This is a genomic window from Streptomyces canus 299MFChir4.1, assembly GCF_000383615.1.
Classification (GTDB): domain Bacteria; phylum Actinomycetota; class Actinomycetes; order Streptomycetales; family Streptomycetaceae; genus Streptomyces; species Streptomyces canus_C.
In genome coordinates this window covers 396,866-417,382 of record NZ_KB911586.1, presented here as the reverse complement: position 1 = coordinate 417,382, position 20,517 = coordinate 396,866, and the positions used below count along the sequence as shown (strand labels likewise).

Below are 20,517 nucleotides of genomic sequence, written 5' to 3'. Positions count from 1 at the left end.
TCATGCCGCCCCCGCCCCCGCCTCCGTCAACGCGCGCTCCCAGAACTCCTTGCAGAACCGCGCCAGCGGTCCCCGGGCGGCCGCCCCCGGCGGTGATCCGCTCCCCTGGGGCCGCAGGAGTGCCGACTCGACCGGCACCTCGCCCACCAGGGGCAGGCCCAGCAGGCGGGCCACCTCGCGGTCGTCGAGGCCGGGTGCGTACGGGCCGCGGACCGCTACCCGCAGGTCGCGCAGGACCATGCCGACCGCCGAGGCCACGCGGCCGGCTGCGGCGACGGCGCGCAGTTCGGCCGGGACCAGGAGGATCCCGAGGTCCAACTGGGCGAGGACCTCGGCGACGCCGTCGTCGAGGCGGCGGGGCAGGTCGACGACGACGGTGCCACCCCGGCGCCGGGCCGCGGCGAGCACAGCCCGTACGGCCTGCGGAGGGACGGCGATGCGGTCGCCGCGATCCCAGCTCAGGACCCGCAGCGAGTGCAGTCGCGGCAGCGACTCCTCCAGGGCGCCGCCGCCGACCCGCCCGCGCGAGGCGGCGAACGCGGGCCAGCGCAGCCCCTCGGTGCTCTCGCCGCCGAGGAGTACGTCGAGTCCGCCGCCCAGCGGATCGGCGTCCACAAGGAGCGTGCGCAGGCCCTCACGCGCGGAGGTGACGGCGAGGGCACACGCGAGCGTGGAGGCTCCGGCCCCGCCGCGGCCGCCGATGACGCCGACGGTGAGGGCCGGGCGGCCGACGCCCTCGGTGACGTCGGCGATCCGGTCGACCAGCCACTGCTCGCCGTCAGGCAGCATCAGGACGTGGTCGGCGCCGATCTCGACGGCCCGCTTCCACACCCCGGAGTCGTCCTGGTCCCGGCCCACGAGCACCACTCCGCGCCTGCGGGTGGCTCCGCGCACCCGCCGTGCGGCGTCGTCGCCGACCAGGATGAGCGGGGCGGCCTCCCAGCTGCCTCTGGGCTGCGGCACCCCGTGATGGACCTCGGCCGTCGCCCCGGCCGCCGCGCACAGCCGCAGCAGGTCGTCCAGGAGGTCCTCGTCCTCCGTGACGATCAACGGCCGGCCCGGCCGCCCTCCGGCGGTGGGCTGTCCCTCGTGTGTGACGGCTGCGGTCACGGTCTCCATCCCCCTTCGCCGCGCCATGCGGGAGCCTCCTCAAAGGCCCGCGCGGCGCCTCTCTCACGCGGCCCCTTCGGCCCCGCGATTCCCAAACATGTGAAGAACCGGCAACCGGCCTCCATATGAACGGCCGATACGAACCGGCCAAACACGCCCGACTAACCAGAACCGGCCATGAAGGCGGCCGGAGCGGGACGTGTGGGAATCACGGTGCAGCGATCCCGGAAATCGTGTGGATCTTGGTCGATAACTGTGGACAACTCGGCGGTTGTGAATATCGCCATCACCCATACCGGTGAGCCCGTGCCAGCTGTGTACGACTTCCACGGAGCAGCGCGAGGACTACGCACAGTGACGGATCGTGAGCATGCGGAAAAGGCGGCCGAAGCCGCCTCGGTACGGTCACAGAACCGCGCAAGAAAGAGAAAACCCACCCGGACATGCGACGACCCCCACCGGGGGGGAGAGTGGGGGTCGCCTCCACGGCCGACTCGGGGGGGGAGGAGCCGGACCGGGTTAGCACGGTCGCGAACGATCCGTGACTTCCATGGTGTACCCGAGAGCCCTCTCAGGCAAACCCATGCGCCTCACCTTACGCCGAATGGGCTGCGCCTATGCTCGGGGTCGTGGAAAACCACTCCTTGCCCCGCACAGCTGCCTTCTTTGACCTGGACAAGACGGTCATTGCGAAGTCGAGCACGCTCACGTTCAGCAAGTCGTTCTACCAAGGCGGCCTGATCAACCGCAGGGCCGCCTTGCGGACCGCATATGCCCAGTTCGTCTTCCTCGTCGGCGGTATGGACCACGCCCAGATGGAGCGCACCCGCGAGTACCTCTCCGCACTCGTGCGCGGCTGGAACGTCCAGCAGGTCAAGGAGATCGTGGCCGAGACCCTCCACGACCTGATCGACCCGATCATCTACGACGAGGCCGCCTCCCTCATCGAGGAGCACCACACCGCCGGCCGGGACGTCGTCATCGTCTCCACGTCCGGCGCCGAGGTGGTCGAGCCGATCGGCGAACTCCTGGGCGCCGACCGGGTGGTGGCGACCCGGATGGTCGTGGGCGAGAACGGCTGCTTCACCGGCGAGGTGGAGTACTACGCGTACGGCCCGACGAAGGCGGAGGCGGTCAAGGAGCTGGCGGAGTCCGAGGGGTACGACCTGGAGCGCTGCTACGCCTACAGCGACTCGGCGACCGACCTGCCGATGCTGCGGGCCGTAGGCCATCCGCACGCGGTCAACCCGGACCGGGCACTGCGCAAGGAAGCGCTCGCGCGCGGGTGGCCGATTCTCGATTTCCACCGGCCGGTCCGGCTCAAGCAGCGGCTGCCCGGATTCGCCGTACCGCCCCGCCCGGCGCTCGTCGCGGTCGCCGCGATAGGAGCGGCAGCGGCGACGGCAGGCCTCGTCTGGTACGCGAACCGGCGGCGCTCGACCCTGGCCTGAGGCGATTACGACTACTTGGCGCCCATTTGGGGACAAAAGTAAAGAACGACGGCCAGGGGTTCCGCTTGCTGCGGTCCAGGAGTACAAAGGGGTTAACGGCCCGCGAGACCAAGGACATCCGAGAGGATCACCTTAGAAACGCATTTGGCCCCACGGACCGAGCATGAACACCGGGCACCCACGCGACGTCGACCCGTCGATTACGGGCCAGCCGCACCAGGTGACGGGCAAAGTTCCCGACCTGATGGGCAATATATCGAGGACGCTTGGTAACCCGGTGAACATGCCAGCGGCGGTACGAGTCCCTCGTACCGCCGCAACCCTGTTCCAGGGGTTTTACGCCGCCCCTCGCTGAAGCGCCTCGCACACCGCCGTCGACTCGCGCGCGCCGAGCTCGATCGCGCTGCCGCAGTGGGCGATCCAGGCGGCCATGCCCTCGGGGGTGCCGGAGACGTACCCGTCGAGCGCCGCCAGGTAGGCCGCGCGGCCCAGTTCGGCGTGACCGACCTCCGCCGGGCAGACCGACTTCGGGTCGAGACCGCTGCCGACCAGGACGATTCGCGCCGCCGCGCGCGCGACCAGGCCGTTGTGGGAGACGAAGGGCCTGAGGGCGAGCAGCTCGCCCTGTACGACGGCGGCCGTGACCAGGGCGGGGGCCGAACTGCCCGCGATGATCAGCTCGGACAGGCCCTCCAGCCGGCCCGAGACCTCGGCCGCGGCCGGCAGCGGCAACTCGATCAGCGGCTCGTCGACGCTCTCGTCGGCCTGACGGGGACGCCCGACCTCGTCCTCGTCGGTCGCCGCGGCGACCAGATGCAGCCGGGCCAGCACCCGCAGGGGCGACTGCCGCCAGATGGACAGCAGTTGGCCCGCCTCGGCCGTCAGCCTGAGCGCCGCGCCCACGACCCGCGCCTCGTCGTCGACGCCGAAGTCGGAGCGTCGACGCACCTCTTCGAGGGCCCAGTCCGCGCCGGACAGCGCTGCCGAGCCACGGGCGCCGCGCAGGGCCGCCTCGGAAGTGATCTCGTTGCTGCGGCGCCGCATGACACGGTGTCCGTAGACCCGGTCCACGGACTTGCGCACGGACTCCACGGACTCGGCCACACCGGGCAGCGAGCCCAGGGCCGCGAGCGGATCGGCGTTCGCGCCTGTCGTACTCATGAGTACGACATTACGCAACCTCGCCGCCCGCCCCTCGATGGAGTGGTCTTCTTCACGCCCGTCTGCCACATACAGCTACTACCCGACTACTCTTCGTGAACATGAAAATTGCTTTCGTCGGGAAGGGCGGCAGCGGCAAGACCACCGTGTCCTCCCTGTTCATCCGCCATCTGGCGACCACCGGAGCACCGGTGATCGCCGTCGACGCCGACATCAACCAGCACCTGGGGCCGGCGCTCGGCCTGGACGAGGCGGAGGCGGCCGCGCTACCCGCCCTCGGCGAGCGGCTGCCGCTGATCAAGGAGTACCTGCGCGGCACCAACCCGCGAATCGCCTCGGCCGCGGAGATGATCAAGACCACCCCGCCCGGCGAGGGCTCGCGGCTGCTGCGGGTGCGCGAGGACAACCCGGTCTACGACGCGTGTGCCCGGCCGGTGGAACTCGACGGCGACATCGTCCGTTTGATGGTCACCGGCCCCTTCACGGACGCCGACCTGGGGGTCGCCTGCTATCACTCCAAGACGGGAGCGGTGGAGCTGTGCCTGAACCACCTGGTGGACGGGCAGGGCGAGTACGTCGTGGTGGACATGACGGCGGGCTCGGACTCCTTCGCCTCCGGCATGTTCACCCGCTTCGACATCACGTTCCTCGTCGCCGAGCCGACCCGTAAGGGGGTCTCCGTCTATCGCCAGTACAAGGAGTACGCCCGCGACTTCGGTGTCGTCCTGAAGGTCGTCGGCAACAAGGTGCAGAGCCAGGACGACCTCGACTTCCTCCGCGCCGAAGTCGGGGACGACCTGCTGGTGACGGTCGGGCACTCCGACTGGGTGCGGGCCCTGGAGAAGGGCAGGCCGCCCCGGTTCGCGCTCCTGGAGGACGTCAACCGGCGCGCCCTGCACCGGCTGCGGACGGCCACCGACGCGACGTACGACCTGCGCGACGCGCAGCGCTACACCCGGCAGATGGTGCACTTCCATCTGAAGAACGCCCAGGCGTGGGGCAACGAGCGCACCGGGGCCGACCTGGCGGCGCAGATCGACCCCTCGTTCGTGCTCGGTGACAGCGCGGTGGCGGCCGTCTGAGGACGGCCGGGCGGAGCGCTTACTGCTTCTTGGCCGCCGGAGCCCCCGGGACGCCCTTCGGCGCCGGGGCGGGCCGGCCGGACAGGAAGGCCGGCCAGCCCTGCTTCGGTGCCTCGCCCACCCCCAGGGCACGCAGCTTCTCAAGGGTGTTCGGGTCCTGGGCGTCCAGCCAGTCGGCGAGCTGCCGGAAGGAGACGCAGCGCACGCCGGGCTTGTTGCACACCTGCTCGACGGTCTCCTTGACGGCGCGCATATAGGTGCCGCCGTTCCAGGACTCGAAGTGGTTGCCGATGATCAGAGGCGCGCGGTTGCCTTCGTAGGCCCGCTGGAAGCCCTTGAGGAGGCCGTCGCGCATCTGGTCGCCCCAGAACTCGTACTTGCCCGGGTCGCCCTGGGTCCTGGTGCCGGACTGGTTGACCATGAAGTTGTAGTCCATGGTGAGCTGCTCGTAGGAGTGCCCGGGGAAGGGCACGAGTTGCATCGACAGGTCCCACAGGCCCTGCTTCTTCTTCGGCCAGAGCTGCTCGTTGACCCCGCTGGTGTCGTAGCGGAAGCCCAGCTCGCGGGCGGCCTTCATGAAGTTCTCCTGGCCCTCCAGGCAGGGGGTGCGGGCGCCGACGAGCTCCTTGTCGTAGTCGAAGGGCAGCGGGGAGGCCTTCGTCATCCCGGTGTTGGTCTTCCAGGACTTGACGAACTTCTTCGCCTGGGCGATCTCGTCCTTCCACTCCTCGACCGACCACTGGCCGACCCCGCCGCCGCTGCCGCAGAAGTGGCCGTTGAAGTGGGTGCCGATCTCGTTGCCCTCCAGCCATGCGAGGCGCAGCTGCTTGACGGTGTCGGCGATGCCCTGCTGGTCGTTGAAGCCGATGTCGGAGCGGCCCGGGGAGTGCTGCGGCGGCTTGTACTCGGCACGCTTGTCCTCCGGCAGCATGTACACGCCGCTCAGGAAGTACGTCATCGTCGCGTGGTTCGCCCTGGCGACCTCACGGAAGTGGGAGAACAGCTTCTGGCTGTCCTCGCCGGCGCCGTCCCAGGAGAACACCACGAACTGCGGGGGCTTCTCGCCGGGCTTGAGGCGCTGGGCTCTGGGCAGGTGCGGCTGGGCTCCGGTGTACGCGGTGGAGCCGTCGCCGATCAGGCGGAACACCCGCTTGGGGGGTGCCTGGGCGGGCTTCGCCTTCAGCGGGCCGGCGGCGCCTCCCTCGAGGTCGTCGGTGCCGGTCGCGCAACCGGCGAGCGAGGCGGCGCAGACCGCGGCGACCACGGCTCCCGCGGCAATCCTGTGGGTGGCGGCCATGTTCCGCCCACCTTCTTCCTTCTCTCGGGGCAACGACAGCGCCGCCAAGTTCGCATGAGCCCGAGAAGGAATTAGTACGACAAGCCGATGAAATTGCCACTTCACCCATTCAGGTGAGCTATTCACCTATTTGCCCGGAAAGTCTATGCCTGCGCTTTACTCTGCATTACGATCCATTTACCGAGCGTTGATTCATCCCGCCGCTGCACGCCGTGACCCACGGCCGCGACCCGACCCCCGCCATCGACGGGGGACCACCTGTCCCGCGACCGCGCCGCCCCGGAGGAGACGGGAAAAATGTCAGCCTGTGTTCCCACCCGAGCCACCGACCCGAGCGACTCGCACCACACGAGGCGCATCCACCCTTCCCACAGCCCCCCACCGACCCCGCCCCGCCGCTTCCGTGTCGCGGGCGCCGACGTGTCGGCCTCGATCGCGGTCTTCCTGATCGCCCTGCCCCTGTCCCTGGGCATCGCCCTCGCCACCGGCGCCCCCCTCCAGGCCGGTCTCGTGGCCGCCGCCGTCGGAGGGATCGTCGCCGGCCGGCTGGGCGGCTGCCCGCTCCAGGTCAGCGGTCCCGCCGCCGGACTCACCGTGGTCACCGCCGACCTGATCCACCGCTACGGCTGGCGGACGACCTGCGCCATCACCGTCCTCGCCGGAGTGGTCCAACTCGGCTTCGGCTGCCTGCGAGTGGCCCGCACCGCGCTCGCCGTCAGCCCCGCGATCGTGCACGGCATGCTCGCCGGCATCGGTGTCACCATCGCCGTCGCCCAGTTGCACATCGTCCTCGGCGGCACTCCGCACAGCGCCGTCCTCGACAACCTCCGCGCCCTGCCCGCCCAGTTGGCGCACGTGCAGCCCGCCGCGGTCTCGGTGAGCGCGCTGACCCTGGCGCTGCTCTTCATCTGGCCGCGCATTCCGGGCCGGGCGGGCCATCTCCTGCGCCGGATCCCGGCCGCGCTCGTGGCCGTCGCCGGAGCCACCACCGCCGCCTCCCTCACCGGGCTGGCCGTGCCGAAGGTCGACCTGCCGTCCTGGAGCAGCCATGCCCTGGCCGGACTGCCCGAGGGACCCCTGCTGGGCCTCACCGCCGCCGTGCTCACCACCACGCTGGTGTGCAGCGTGCAGTCGCTGCTGGGTGCGGTGGCCGTCGACAAACTGGCGTCGGGGCGCCCCGACCTGATCGCCGCGAGCCCGGATCCCGGTCGCCGTACCCGGGTCGGCCGCTCCGACCTCGACCGCGAGCTGCTCGGACAGGGAGCCGCCAACATCGTCTCCGGCGCCCTGGGCGGACTGCCCGTCGCCGGTGTGGCGGTGCGCAGTTCGGCCAACGTCCAGGCGGGTGCCGTCAGCCGGAACTCCACGATGCTGCACGGCGTTCTCGTAGTGATCGCCGCGCTGCTGATGGTCCCGGTCCTCGAGTTCATCCCGCTCGCCTCGCTCGCCGCCCTGGTGATGGCCGTCGGCATCCAGATGGTGTCCCTGCACCACATCCGCACGGTGACCCGCCACCGAGAGGTCCTGGTCTACGCCGTCACCACCCTCGGCGTGGTCGTGTTCGGCGTCCTGGAGGGCGTGACGCTGGGGATCGCCGTCGCCGTCGCCGTCTCCCTGCACCGCCTCACCCGCACCCGGATCACCCACTGCGAGAGGGAAGGAGTCCATCACGTCCACGTACGCGGGCAGTTGACGTTCCTCGCGGTCCCCCGGCTGAGCCGGGCCCTGCATCTCGTCCCCCAGGGGGCGGACGCCGTCGTGGAGCTGGACGGGTCGTTCATGGACCACGCGGCCTTCGAAGCGCTGCAGGACTGGCAGAAGACGCACACCGCGCAGGGCGGTTCCGTCGAGCTGACCGGGCGCAGACCGGGGACGCGCATCGCCGAGCCGTCCGAATCCGCCCACTGCCGCTGCCGCCCCTGGACGGCCTGGCGCAACCACCAGTGCGAGCGCCCGTACACCGCGCAGACCGCCGGACAGCCCGGTGCGTCCGGCGAGCCCTGTGCCACCCAGCCTCCGGGCGCGCCCCGCGAGTCGAGCGGACAGGAACTGGCGCGTGGCATCAGCGCGTTCCAGCGCAACACCGCGCCGATCGTGCGCGGTGAGCTGGCCCGGTTGGCGCGCGAGGGCCAGCAGCCGGACCAGCTCTTCCTCACCTGCGCCGACTCACGGCTGGTCACCTCGATGATCACCTCCAGTGGTCCGGGCGACCTGTTCGTGGTGCGCAACGTGGGCAACCTCGTCCCCCTGCCCGGTGAGGAGAGCGGGGACGACTCGGTGGCGGCCGCGATCGAGTACGCGGTGGACGTGCTGAAGGTGCGCTCCATCACGGTGTGCGGACACTCCGGCTGCGGGGCCATGCAGGCGCTGCTCGACTCCGAGCCGGGCGGCACCCGGACCCCGCTGAAGCGGTGGCTGCGGCACGGACTGCCCAGCCTGGAGCGGATGGCCGACGGCAGCGGGCCCTCGGCCAGGCTTGCCGGGCGGGCGCCCGCCGACGCGGTCGAGCAGCTCTGTCTGACCAACGTGGTCCAGCAGTTGGAGCATCTGAGCGCCCATGACTCGGTCGCCCGCGCTCTGCGGGAGGGGGAGCTGGAGCTGCACGGGATGTACTTCCACGTGGGCGAGGCCCAGGCGTACCTGCTCACCGAGACGGACGGGGACGGGCTGTTCGGCCATGTGGAGGCGGCGGCGGACCTGCCGGCGTGAGTCCGGCGGTGTGCGGCCCCTTCTGGAGAGGCCGCACACCGCCGGAGGGGCACTAGGCACGTTGAGACCGGTTCGGCGTCGGCTTCACGGGGACACAGGGCTCGACGTCCGCCTCGGTCGGGTAGACGTAGACCCGGTACGGCTCTGTCCTGTCGTTGAGGTTCAAGAAGACCAGCACATTGCCGCGGTGCAGGGTGATCTTCCGGCTCCACTGGAGGGCGAACAGCGGCACGCGCTCGCCCCGCTCGTTCACTCCCCAGAGCACTGGATCACCCTTGCAGACATAGCCGGGCCGAAGGATCTGCACGTCCATCTCGATGCCGTTCCGGCTCAGCTTCCGCGCGAGTTCGCGCTGCTCCTCCACGCCGATGTCCTGATCCTTGACCGTGAGGGTGACGGTGCCGTCGTCGTGGCGCTCCACGGCGTACGCCGGAGACTGGGCCGGCGTCCCCGGCGACAGCACCACCGCGAGCCCGGCCGCCGCGCAGAGCCCCGCGGCCAGGGCGAGTCGGCGGCCGGTGAGCAGAGCGCGCCGCGCGGCGGGCACCGGCCCGGACTCCCGCCGCTCGATCTCGCCCTGCAACTCCACCAGCAGCCGGTCCTCGAACGTCGTCCTCGTCGTCATGTCGCTCCCCCGGTTCCTTCCGTGACGTACGACAGGAAGCCGCCGTACGGCTCCCCACCCTGTGATTCCGCCTGCTCCCGCAGGGACTTGCGCGCTCTGTGCAGCCGTACACGCGCCGCCACCCGGCTGATCCCCAACGCCGTCGCCGCCTCGGCGACCGTCAGTTCGTCGACGGCGACCAGTTCCAGGACGGCTCTCTCCCCCGCGGGGAGCCGTTCCATGGCGGCCAGGGCGCGGCGGCCCGGGCTCTGCGCGTCGAGCTTGTCCTCCAGGCGGGCGATGTCGTCGGGCTCCAGCAGCCGCCGGCCCGAGATGCGCCGGTCGCGGTCGGTCTCGCGGGCGACCCGACGGCGCTCCCCCGCGACGACGTTGCGGGCGATGCCGTACAGCCAGGCCCGTTCATTGCCCCGGGACGGGCGGTAGGTGTGGGCCGAGTCCAGGACCGCCAGGAAGATCTCCGCGGTCAGATCGGCCACGGTGTGCGGGTCCGCGACACGCCGGGCCACGAAGGACGTCATCGCGTCCACATGGCACCGGTAGAACTCCTCGAAGAGCCGTGGGTCGCGAGCCGCAGCCCGCGGCCCGCCCCGTATGCCGTCCACGCAAGCTCCCTTCGTCGATGGCGCTTCACCCGTACTTGGGCGGGAGTGTGAAAGGCGTTACAGGCGCTGAACTCCGCCTGGTCGGTGTACGTGGGTACGGATGACCACGGCCGCCGGACTCGACGGGTCCACAGGTCTAAACCAATTTCCGGTCGACCCTTGTCATCGCACCCCCGGTCTGATGAGCTGTGGCCCGGGACACAACGGACACCCTGGGAAAGGCAGATGCCGTGAGCAACGAAAGCCTGGCCAACCTGCTCAAGGAAGAGCGCAGGTTCGCACCCCCCGCCGACCTGGCCGCCAACGCCAACGTCACGGCGGAGGCGTATGAGCAGGCCAAGGCTGACCGGCTGGGGTTCTGGGCCGCGCAGGCCCGCCGGCTGAGCTGGGCCAAGGAGCCGACCGAGACACTGGACTGGTCGAACCCGCCGTTCGCCAAGTGGTTCCAGGACGGCGAGCTCAATGTGGCGTACAACTGCGTCGACCGGCATGTGGAGGCGGGGCACGGCGACCGGGTCGCCATCCACTTCGAGGGCGAGCCGGGCGACAGCCGCGCGATCACCTACGCCGAGCTCAAGGACGAGGTCTCCAAGGCCGCGAACGCCCTGCTGGAACTGGGGGTCCGCAAGGGCGACCGGGTCGCCGTCTACATGCCGATGATCCCCGAGACGGCCGTAGCGATGCTCGCCTGCGCGCGCATCGGCGCGGCCCACTCCGTGGTCTTCGGCGGCTTCTCCGCGGACGCCCTCGCCACCCGCATCCAGGACGCCGACGCCAAGGTCGTCATCACCTCCGACGGCGGCTACCGGCGCGGCAAGCCGTCCGCGCTCAAGCCGGCCGTCGACGAGGCGGTCGGCAAGGCCGGCAATGTCGAGCACGTGCTGGTCGTCCGCCGTACCGGCCAGGAGGTCGCCTGGGACGACAGCAAGGACGTGTGGTGGCACGAGATCGTCGAGCGGCAGTCCGCCGAGCACGCCCCGGAGGCGTTCAACGCCGAGCAGCCGCTGTTCATCCTCTACACGTCCGGCACGACGGGTAAGCCCAAGGGCATCCTGCACACCTCCGGCGGCTACCTCACCCAGACCGCGTACACCCACCACGCCGTCTTCGACCTCAAGCCGGAGACCGACGTCTACTGGTGCACGGCCGACGTCGGCTGGGTGACCGGGCACTCGTACATCGTCTACGGCCCGCTCGCCAACGGCGCCACCCAGGTCATGTACGAGGGCACGCCGGACACCCCGCACCAGGGCCGTTTCTGGGAGATCGTCCAGAAGTACGGGGTGACGATCCTGTACACGGCGCCGACCGCGATCCGTACGTTCATGAAGTGGGGCGACGACATCCCCGCGAAGTTCGACCTGTCCAGCCTGCGCGTGCTCGGCTCGGTCGGTGAGCCGATCAACCCCGAGGCGTGGATCTGGTACCGCAAGCACATCGGCGCCGACCGGACCCCGATCGTGGACACCTGGTGGCAGACCGAGACCGGCGCGATGATGATCTCCCCGCTGCCGGGGGTGACCGCGACCAAGCCCGGTTCCGCGCAGACACCGCTGCCCGGTATCTCGGCCACCGTCGTCGACGACGAGGCGAACGAGGTCCCGAACGGCGGAGGCGGCTACCTCGTCCTCACCGAGCCGTGGCCGTCGATGCTGCGCACCATCTGGGGCGACGACCAGCGCTTCCTCGACACGTACTGGTCGCGCTTCGAGGGCCGGTACTTCGCCGGTGACGGCGCCAAGAAGGACGACGACGGCGACATCTGGCTGCTGGGCCGCGTCGACGACGTCATGCTGGTCTCCGGCCACAACATCTCCACCACCGAGGTGGAGTCCGCGCTCGTCTCCCACCCCTCGGTCGCCGAGGCCGCCGTCGTCGGTGCCGCGGACGAGACGACCGGGCAGGCCATCGTCGCCTTCGTGATCCTGCGCGGCACGGCGAACGCCGAGGACGAGGGCCTCGTCGCCGGCCTGCGCAACCACGTCGGCGCCACCCTCGGTCCGATCGCCAAGCCGCAGCGGGTCCTGCCGGTGGCCGAGCTGCCCAAGACCCGTTCCGGCAAGATCATGCGCCGTCTGCTGCGGGACGTGGCCGAGAACCGCCAGCTCGGTGACGTCACCACGCTGACGGACTCCACGGTCATGGACCTCATCCAGGCCAAGCTGCCGGCCGCGCCCAGCGAGGACTGAGCGGCTTCTTGAACAAGGGGGGCGCCGGGCGCGAGAGCGCGCCCGGCGCCCCTTTTAGGTAAACTAAACAAAACAGCGTGACCCTCAAGGTGTGCCGGGAAGTCTGGTCGGCGAGTAGCCCCGTCCTGCCCACCGACCGGAGGTCCCCCTGATGCCCGCGTCCACTCGCAAGGTCCTCGGACGTCTCTCCCTTACCGAGCGGACCTTCGTCGCGGACGCGCTGCGCACCGAGACGGTCGGCGGTGTCCTGCTGCTCTTCGCCGCGGTCGCCGCGCTGGTCTGGGCGAACGTTCCCGCCCTGCACGACAGTTACGAGAGCGTCAGCCATTACCACCTGGGCCCCGCAGCCCTCGGGCTCGACCTGTCGATCGAACACTGGGCCGCCGACGGACTCCTCGCGATCTTCTTCTTCGTGGCCGGCATCGAGCTCAAGCGCGAGCTCGTCGCCGGTGACCTGAAGGACCCCAGGGCGGCCGCGCTGCCCGTGGCCGCGGCCCTGTGCGGCATGGCCGTACCGGCACTCGTCTACACGCTCACCAACCTCACCGGCGGCGGCTCCCTGTCCGGCTGGGCCGTGCCCACCGCCACCGACATCGCCTTCGCGCTCGCCGTACTCGCCGTCATCGGCACCTGGCTGCCGAGCGCGCTGCGCGCCTTCCTGCTCACCCTCGCCGTCGTCGACGACCTCTTCGCGATCCTGATCATCGCGGTCTTCTTCACCGCCGACATCGATTTCGTGGCACTCGGCGGCGCCGCCGTGGGCCTCGCGGTCTTCTGGGCGCTCCTGCGCAAGGGCGTGCGCGGGTGGTACGTGTACATCCCGCTCGCGCTGGTGATCTGGGCGCTGATGTACAACAGCGGCATCCACGCCACGATCGCGGGCGTCGCGATGGGTCTCATGCTGCGCTGCACCAGGCAGGAGGACGAGAAGCTCTCCCCGGGCGAGCACATCGAGCACCTTGTACGGCCGCTCTCGGCCGGCCTGGCGGTCCCGCTCTTCGCCCTCTTCAGCGCGGGCGTCTCCGTCTCCGGCGGCGCGCTCGGCGATGTGTTCACCCAGCCGGAGACGCTCGGCGTGGTCCTCGGGCTGGTCCTCGGCAAGGTGCTCGGCATCTTCGGCGGGACCTGGCTGACGGCCCGCTTCACCCGGGCCTCGCTCAGCGACGACCTCCAGTGGGCCGACGTGTTCGCCGTGGCGACCCTGGCCGGCATCGGCTTCACCGTGTCGCTGCTCATCGGGGAGCTCGCCTTCGACGGCGACGCGACGCTGACCGACGAGGTCAAGGCAGCCGTACTCCTCGGCTCGCTCACCGCGGCCACCCTCGCGACGGTGCTGCTGAAGCTGCGCAACGCCAAGTACCGCAGGCTGTACGAGGCCGAGGAGCGCGACGACGACCAGGACGGCATCCCGGACATGTACGAGGAGGACGACCCGGCGTACCACCTGCGGATGGCGGCCATTTACGAGCGCAAGGCGGCCGAGCACCGCCGGATCGCCGAGCTCAAGACGGCCGAGCGGCTTGCCGAAGTGACGGGCGGGGCAGGCGAGGAGGACAACCGTCGGGCATGATCTGACGGGACGGTACAAAAGACACGGCCCATACACAGTCACGACCCATACAGAGTCAGTGAAGAGGGAGACCGCGATGAGCGCACCCGACGGCAGCCCGGTCGGCGCCGAACGCAGCATCGGCCAGCTGTTCGCCTCGGCGACGACCGAGATGTCGGCCCTGGTGCACGACGAGATCGCGCTGGCGAAGGCGCAGCTCAAGCAGGACGTCAAGAAGGGCGCGATGAGCGGCGGCGCGTTCAGCGTGGCCGGCGGGGTCCTGCTGTTCTCCCTGCCGATGCTCAACTTCGCGCTGGCGTACGGCATCCGGACCTGGAGCGACTGGAACCTCGCGGTCTGCTTCCTGCTGTCCTTCGCCGCCAACGTCCTGGTCGCGCTCGTCCTCGCGCTGATCGGTGTCGTCTTCGCGAAGAAGGCGCAGAAGAGCAAGGGCCCGCAGAAGGTCGCCGCCTCGATGAAGGAGACGGCCGGCGTGCTGCAGAACGCCAAGCCGCACCCGCGTCCCGGCAACGACAACAAGGCCCTGGAGGAGCGGGTCCGGGAGTCGAAGGCCATCGAGGCTGTGGCACGCTCGTCGTCATGACCGATCCCGCCGCCCCTTCGGCGCAGCAGCCCGCCTCTCTCGTACGGCCCGACGGTCCCTGGACGCACCGGGACGTGGCGGCCAACGGCGCGCGCTTCCACATCGCCGAACTGGGCGACGGACCGCTCGTGATGTTCCTGCACGGCTTCCCCCAGTTCTGGTGGACCTGGCGCCACCAGCTGGAGGCGCTCGCGGATGCCGGCTTCCGGGCCGTGGCCATGGACCTTCGCGGCGTCGGCGGCAGCGACCGCACCCCGCGCGGCTACGACCCGGCCAACCTCGCCCTCGACGTCACCGGCGTGATCCGCTCCCTCGGCGAGCCGGACGCCGCGCTGGTCGGCCATGACCTGGGCGGCTATCTGGCGTGGACGGCGGCCGCGATGCGTCCCAAGCTCGTACGACGGCTCGCGGTCGCCTCGATGCCGCATCCCCGGCGCTGGCGCTCGGCGATGCTCTCGGACGTCAAGCAGACGCGGGCCGGCTCCTACATCTGGGGATTCCAGCGGCCGTGGCTGCCCGAGCGGCAGCTGACCGCGGACGACGGCGCGCTGGTCGCCGAGCTGATCCGGGACTGGTCCGGCCCGCGGCTGCCGGACGACGAGGCGGTGGAGACGTACCGCGCGGCGATGTGCATCCCCTCGACGGCGCACTGCTCGGTCGAGCCGTACCGCTGGATGGTGCGGTCGATGGCCCGTCCCGACGGGATCCAGTTCAACCGGCGCATGAAGCGGCCCGTGCGTGTGCCGACCCTTCATCTGCACGGCTCCCTCGACCCGGTGATGCGGACGCGCAGTGCGGCCGGATCCGGGGAGTACGTCGAAGCGCCGTACCGCTGGCGGCTGTTCGACGGCCTGGGGCACTTCCCGCACGAGGAGGATCCGGTCGCCTTCTCGACAGAACTGATCAATTGGCTGAAGGATCCCGAACCCGATCGGTGACCGAAGTGTCGCGCCCGGTATCCGGATCTGAACACCTGTCCTACGAACGGCCACTTGCCCGGCGCATAGGCCAATTGGGGGGCGTGGGGGCGGTTATCGACCTTGGGGCAGGGGCACACGTCCGGGTATGGGCTGGACGCACGACTACGGTGACGTGGCACGCAATCGACGCTCGGGCGCTGCCCTGAGCTCCCACCATCAGGGCGGTGCCCCGCAACTGCCGGGCGGCACGGATCTGAGGGTGGGCATCCCGCGCATCCTGCGCCGCCGAGCCCGCTGGGTCTCGGTACGCCTGCGTCACCCCCGGGGCTGACGCACCCGTCGCCCGACGCCTCTCACAGCGCGCAGCTGTCGCTGTCCACCTGCTGGTTCGCGGTGCGCCCCTTGACGATGTCCTCCTGGATCTCGTCCGCGGTGAGCGCGTACCCGGTGTCGGGGTCGTCGAGCGACTTCGCGAAGACCACGCCGTAGACCCTGCCCTGCGGGGTCAGCAGCGGACCGCCGGAGTTGCCCTGGCGGACGGTCGCGAAGAGGGAGTAGACGTCGCGGTCGACGGTGCCGCGGTGGTAGATGTCCGGTCCGTGGGCGTCGATGCGCCCGCGCACGCGCGCGGAGCGGACGTCGTACGAGCCGTTCTCCGGGAAGCCCGCGACGATCGCGCTGTCCCCGCTGGCGGCGTCCTCGGACGTGAACTTCAGCGCGGGCGCGTCCAGATCGGGCACGTCCAGGACGGCGATGTCGCGCTGCCAGTCGTAGAGGACCACCGTGGCGTCGTGCTTCCTGCCCTCGCCGCCTATCTGGACCGTGGGCTCGTCGACGCCGCCGACGACATGGGCGTTGGTCATGACACGGCGGTCCCCGAAGACGAAGCCGGTGCCCTCCAGGACCTTGCCGCAGCTCTGCGCGGTGCCCATGACCTTGACGATGGAGCGCTGGGCGCGGGTGGCGACGGCGCTGTGCGCGAGCTTGGGGTCGGGCGGCTGGACCTCTTTGATGGGCTCGTTGGAGAACGGGCTGAAGACCTGGGGGAAGCCGTTGTCCGCGAGGACCGAGGTGAAGTCCTTGAACCAGGTGTCCGCGTCGGAGGGCAGCACTTCCTGGACACCGAGGAGCACCTTGGAACCGCGCACCTCCTTGCCGACCGTGGACATCGTGGTCTGCGCGAGCATGGCACCGATCAGCCAGGCCACCAGGAGCATCGCCACGACGTTCACCAGGGCGCCGCCGGTGGCGTCGACGGCACGCGCGGGCGACCAGGTGATGTACCGGCGCAGCTTGTTGCCGAGATGGGTGGTCAGGGCCTGGCCGACGGAGGCGCAGACGATCACGATGACGACGCCGACGACGGCGGCGACCGTGCCGACCTCCGCGTGGTCGGTCACCGCGTCCCAGATGACGGGAAGGGTGTAGACGGCGACGAGACCGCCGCCCAGGAACCCGATCACCGACAGGATGCCTACGACGAAGCCCTGGCGGTAGCCGACGATCGCGAACCAGACGGCGGCGACCAGCAACAGGATGTCCAGCACGTTCACCGGTTCGAGCCTCGCCTCATCACTTCGCGTTCCCCACAGGTCGGCCGGCCGGGGGCTGCCCCGGGAAGACACAGCACGGACGCCACCCTGTCATGCGCGCCAGTCGAGCGGGACCTGCTTCTCGCGGTCCCAGGGGCGCTCCCAGCCCGCGTAGTGCAGGATCCGGTCGATGATTCCGGCGGTGAAGCCCCACACCAGGGCCGATTCGACCAGAAATGCCGGACCTCGGTGTCCGCTGGGGTGGACGGTCGTCGCACGGTTGTCGGGGTCCGTGAGATCCGCCACGGGAACCGTGAAGACGCGGGCGGTCTCGTTCGGATCGACGACCCCGACCGGGGTCGGCCGGCGCCACCAGCCCAGCACCGGGGTCACCACGAAGCCGCTGACCGGGATGTACAGCTTGGGCAGCACGCCGAAGAGCTGGACACCCGAGGGGTCGAGGCCCGTCTCCTCCTCGGCCTCGCGCAGGGCGGCCCTGAGCGGCCCGTCGCCCTTCGGGTCGCCGTCCTCCGGGTCGAGCGCGCCGCCGGGGAACGACGGCTGCCCGGCGTGCGACCTGAGCGAACTCGCCCGCTCCATGAGCAGCAGCTCGGGCCCGCGCTCGCCCTCCCCGAACAGGATCAGCACCGCGGACTGCCGCCCCGCGCCGTCCGCGGGCGGCAGGAAGCGGCTCAGCTGGAGCGGCTCGACCGTCTCCACGGCGTGCACCACCGGATCCAGCCAGGCCGGCAGCCCGTCCTTGCTCAGCGTCACGCCCTCCGTATGGCTCGCCCGAGTCATCGCCACCCCCGTCGTTCTGCACAGCCCAACGCCTGACGGCCCCTAGATCGTTCCGCCCGGGCACGGCACCGGTCCGACAGCCACGGCCGCTCACCCGACTGGGCCCGGGCCGGCACCCCGACCGGGGTTGGAGCGTCGGGCCGGCTCAGCGCCGTGGTCCGGCGCAGGGCCTGGGCCCGGCGCAGCTCTCCGGTCCGGGCCGGTTCTCCGGTCCGGGCCGGTTCTCCGGTCCGGGCCGGTTCTCCGGTCCGGGCCGGTTCTCCGGTCCCGCCAGCTTCTTCCGCCCGGTCGGCCTCAGCCGCCCGACCGGATGCTCCGGCTCGACGCTGCTCTCCTGACGGCCGGCCCGGGGCTACCGCCCGACCGGAGATACCGGCCCAACTCAGCGCTCCTGCCCGCCGCGGCACTACCGCCCGGCCCGGCTCCCGCGCCCGATCCAGTACTCCAGCCCTACAGCAACGCCCACTCGACCCGCAGCGCGACGCCGCCCGACCGTCCCACGGGTCCCGCAGGCCCGCCCGACCGCCCCTTACCGGCGCCCCCGCTCCGCGCGGCTCGGTCCAGGGTGATCCGACCCGTGGCACGGCACGGGTGCCCGCGGCGATCCGATGCTGTGGCCCGCCGGCCCGTGCCGGTCCTCCCCGCCACGCCGTCCGCGTCCTCACCCCGTGGCCCCCAGGGGCGGCGCGGCCTTGCCGCCCGCGTCCAGGTAGGCCTGCGGGGGGTTCAGTCGCTGGCCCGGGAAGCCGCCCTTCTCGTACTTGAGGAGCTTCTGCGCCTTCTCCGGGTCCGTCTCGCCCTCGCCGTAGGCCGGGCAGAGCGGAGCGATGGGGCAGGCGCCGCAGGCGGGCTTGCGGGCGTGGCAGATGCGGCGGCCGTGCCAGATGACGTGGTGCGACAGGTCCGTCCAGTCACTCTTCGGGAAGAGCGCGGAGACGGCGGCCTCGATCTTGTCCGGGTCCGTCTCGTCGGTCCACTGCCAGCGCCTGACCAGCCGCATGAAGTGCGTGTCAGCGGTGATGCCGGGCCGCCCGAAGGCGTTGCCGAGGACGACGAAGGCGGTCTTGCGGCCCACACCGGGCAGCGTGACGAGGTCGTCGAGCCGCCCCGGGACCTCTCCGCCGAAGTTCTCCACGAGGGCCTTGGACAGCCCTATCACCGACTTGGTCTTGGCCCGGAAGAACCCGGTCGGCCGGAGGATCTCCTCGACCTCCTCGGGGTTGGCCGCGGCCAGGTCCTCGGGAGTCGGGTACTTGGCGAACAGCGCGGGAGTCGTCTGATTGACCCTCAGGTCGGTGGTCTGCGCGGACAGGACCGTCGCCACGATCAACTGGAAGGGATTCTCGAAGTCCAACTCGGGGTGGGCGTACGGGAACACCTCCGCGAGCTCGCGGTTGATGCGCCGGGCGCGGCGGACGAGGGCGGTCTGCGACTCGTTCCTCGGCGGCTTCGGGGCAACCTTCTTCGTGGCCGACGCCTTCTTCACCGGAGCCGACGCCTTCTCGGGTGCGACGACCGCCTTCTTCACGGCGGCGGCCTTCCGCACGGGAGCCGCCTTTTTGGCCGCCGTCTCCGTCGCCTTCTTTGCCGCCTTCTTCGCCGAAGCCCTCTTCTCCACCGGAGCCTTCCCTGCCGCTTTTGCCGTTTTCTTTCCGCCCCCGACGCCCTGTTCGCCCAGAGCGGAATCCCGACGGGCAACCACCCGCCCAGCCCCCTTGGCCTGTGCTCTCACCGGCGTTTTGGACACCCGGCCAGCCTAGAGCCCGGCACTGACATCCGCCCCGGACCCCGAAGACCGGCCCCCAATTGGACCCCTGCCGCTTACCCCGGGACATGTGTGCGGCATCCTTGTGACAGATCACACTGTTTGGACCGTCCGGCAAAATGGGCACCGGGTTCCCCTGGTACCAAGGGGGAACAAGATCCCCTGAGCAGGTCGACAAGGAGAGAACTCGTGGACGACGTTCTGCGGCGCAACCCGCTCTTCGCGGCACTCGACGACGAGCAGTCCGCGGAACTGCGCGCCTCCATGAGTGAGGTGACTCTCGCGCGTGGCGACTCCCTGTTCCACGAGGGCGACCCGGGCGACCGTCTCTACGCGGTCACCGAGGGCAAGGTGAAGCTCCACCGCACCTCACCCGACGGTCGCGAGAACATGCTGGCCGTTCTCGGCCCCGGCGAACTCATCGGCGAGCTGTCGCTCTTCGACCCGGGCCCGCGCACGGCGACCGCCACCGCGCTGACCGAGGTCAAGCTGCTCGGCCTCGGGCACGGCGACCTCCAGCCCTGGCTCAGCGCGCGTCCCGAGGTGGCCTCCGCGCTCCTGCGCGCCATCGCGCGACGGCTGCGCAGGACCAACGACCAGATGTCCGACCTGGTCTTCTCGGACGTGCCGGGCCGCGTCGCCCGCGCGCTGCTCGACCTCTCCCGCCGCTTCGGCGTGCAGTCCGAGGAGGGCATCCATGTCGTCCACGACCTCACGCAGGAGGAACTTGCCCAACTGGTCGGCGCCTCCCGCGAGACCGTCAACAAGGCCCTCGCGGACTTCGCCCAGCGCGGCTGGCTGCGCCTGGAGGCCCGCGCGGTGATCCTCCTGGACGTCGAGAGGCTCGCCAAGCGCTCGCGGTGAGCGCATGACCGTACGAACGACATAGAACAGCGACGCAGAGGGGCCCTGCCACACGGCGGGGCCCTTCGCGTACGGCCGGGGGCGGGACGTACGAGGACGAAGACGGTGGACCGTCGCACCCGCCCGACCGGACGGTCACGGACCGGAGCCGCACCCGAGAGTTCCGCTGCGTCCGGTGACGTGATCGTCGTGAGGCGCGCCTCCGGCGGCGACCCGCACCGTCCACGCGTCTTCGGTGGCGCTGACCACGTTCGGC

The 20,517-nt window shown here is 70.6% G+C and carries 17 protein-coding genes; 9 read left to right on the top strand and 8 right to left on the bottom strand.

The window, feature by feature from the left end; genetic code table 11:
- Positions 1-1,119, bottom strand: coding sequence for a septum site-determining protein Ssd (gene ssd / locus H293_RS0115590; RefSeq protein ID WP_020118793.1), 1,119 nt, complete (start codon positions 1,117-1,119; stop codon positions 1-3).
- A 608-nt stretch (positions 1,120-1,727) separates the two neighbouring features.
- On the opposite strand from ssd, the gene H293_RS0115585 reads away from it, so the two are divergent.
- Positions 1,728-2,561, top strand: a complete 834-nt coding sequence (locus H293_RS0115585; protein ID WP_020118792.1) for an HAD family hydrolase — start codon at positions 1,728-1,730, stop codon at positions 2,559-2,561.
- A gap of 336 nt (positions 2,562-2,897) precedes the next feature.
- Here H293_RS0115585 and H293_RS0115580 read toward each other — a convergent pair whose 3' ends face one another.
- Entirely contained in the window at positions 2,898-3,722 is an 825-nt protein-coding gene (locus H293_RS0115580) for a Fic family protein (RefSeq protein WP_020118791.1), read from the bottom strand.
- Positions 3,723-3,823: 101 nt separating this feature from the next.
- Between H293_RS0115580 and H293_RS0115575 the strand changes: the two genes are divergently transcribed.
- The gene (locus H293_RS0115575) at positions 3,824-4,804 is read left to right on the top strand and encodes an ATP-binding protein (protein WP_020118790.1); all 981 of its coding nucleotides are present in this window, start codon (positions 3,824-3,826) and stop codon (positions 4,802-4,804) included.
- 19 nt (positions 4,805-4,823) lie between these two features.
- Here H293_RS0115575 and H293_RS0115570 read toward each other — a convergent pair whose 3' ends face one another.
- Positions 4,824-6,101, bottom strand: a complete 1,278-nt coding sequence (locus H293_RS0115570; protein ID WP_020118789.1) for a polysaccharide deacetylase family protein — start codon at positions 6,099-6,101, stop codon at positions 4,824-4,826.
- Between the two features lie 297 nt (positions 6,102-6,398).
- On the opposite strand from H293_RS0115570, the gene H293_RS0115565 reads away from it, so the two are divergent.
- Positions 6,399-8,810: a SulP family inorganic anion transporter gene (locus H293_RS0115565; protein WP_020118788.1), complete on the top strand. Its 2,412-nt coding sequence runs from the start codon at positions 6,399-6,401 to the stop codon at positions 8,808-8,810.
- 52 nt (positions 8,811-8,862) lie between these two features.
- Here H293_RS0115565 and H293_RS0115560 read toward each other — a convergent pair whose 3' ends face one another.
- Both H293_RS0115560 and H293_RS49520 read right to left on the bottom strand, forming a co-directional pair.
- Positions 8,863-9,435 (bottom strand): hypothetical protein, encoded by a 573-nt coding sequence (locus tag H293_RS0115560; protein WP_020118787.1) that lies wholly within the window; start codon positions 9,433-9,435, stop codon positions 8,863-8,865.
- Positions 9,432-10,037 carry an RNA polymerase sigma factor gene (locus H293_RS49520; RefSeq protein ID WP_033415412.1) on the bottom strand — a complete coding sequence of 202 codons (606 nt, stop codon included), beginning with the start codon at positions 10,035-10,037 and terminating at the stop codon, positions 9,432-9,434. Before H293_RS49520 ends, H293_RS0115560 begins: the two co-directional genes overlap by 4 nt.
- Before the next feature lie 230 nt (positions 10,038-10,267).
- Here H293_RS49520 and acs point away from each other — a divergent pair, with 230 nt between their 5' ends.
- From acs to H293_RS60130, 5 genes are all read left to right on the top strand, one after another.
- The gene (gene acs / locus H293_RS0115550) at positions 10,268-12,226 is read left to right on the top strand and encodes an acetate--CoA ligase (protein WP_028807881.1); all 1,959 of its coding nucleotides are present in this window, start codon (positions 10,268-10,270) and stop codon (positions 12,224-12,226) included.
- A 151-nt stretch (positions 12,227-12,377) separates the two neighbouring features.
- Entirely contained in the window at positions 12,378-13,796 is a 1,419-nt protein-coding gene (gene nhaA / locus H293_RS0115545) for a Na+/H+ antiporter NhaA (protein ID WP_020118784.1), read from the top strand.
- Between the two features lie 76 nt (positions 13,797-13,872).
- Positions 13,873-14,379, top strand: coding sequence for a phage holin family protein (locus H293_RS0115540; protein WP_020118783.1), 507 nt, complete (start codon positions 13,873-13,875; stop codon positions 14,377-14,379).
- A complete protein-coding gene (locus tag H293_RS0115535) occupies positions 14,376-15,317 on the top strand; it encodes an alpha/beta fold hydrolase (protein ID WP_020118782.1) in 942 nt (313 codons plus the stop codon). The genes H293_RS0115540 and H293_RS0115535 overlap by 4 nt, the downstream gene beginning before the upstream one ends.
- A 127-nt stretch (positions 15,318-15,444) precedes the next feature.
- A complete protein-coding gene (locus H293_RS60130; protein WP_007383671.1) occupies positions 15,445-15,630 on the top strand; it encodes a hypothetical protein in 186 nt (61 codons plus the stop codon).
- A gap of 22 nt (positions 15,631-15,652) precedes the next feature.
- On the opposite strand, the gene H293_RS0115530 is transcribed toward H293_RS60130, so the two are convergent.
- The 3 genes from H293_RS0115530 to nth form a co-directional block, all read right to left on the bottom strand.
- Entirely contained in the window at positions 15,653-16,852 is a 1,200-nt protein-coding gene (locus H293_RS0115530) for a MarP family serine protease (RefSeq protein WP_020118781.1), read from the bottom strand.
- Positions 16,853-16,942: 90 nt separating this feature from the next.
- Positions 16,943-17,632 (bottom strand): NUDIX hydrolase, encoded by a 690-nt coding sequence (locus tag H293_RS0115525; protein ID WP_028807880.1) that lies wholly within the window; start codon positions 17,630-17,632, stop codon positions 16,943-16,945.
- 661 nt (positions 17,633-18,293) lie between these two features.
- Positions 18,294-19,334 carry an endonuclease III gene (nth, locus tag H293_RS0115520; RefSeq protein ID WP_063746917.1) on the bottom strand — a complete coding sequence of 347 codons (1,041 nt, stop codon included), beginning with the start codon at positions 19,332-19,334 and terminating at the stop codon, positions 18,294-18,296.
- A 252-nt stretch (positions 19,335-19,586) separates the two neighbouring features.
- Here nth and H293_RS0115515 point away from each other — a divergent pair, with 252 nt between their 5' ends.
- The gene (locus H293_RS0115515; protein ID WP_007383667.1) at positions 19,587-20,261 is read left to right on the top strand and encodes a Crp/Fnr family transcriptional regulator; all 675 of its coding nucleotides are present in this window, start codon (positions 19,587-19,589) and stop codon (positions 20,259-20,261) included.
- Positions 20,262-20,517 lie beyond the last annotated feature (256 nt).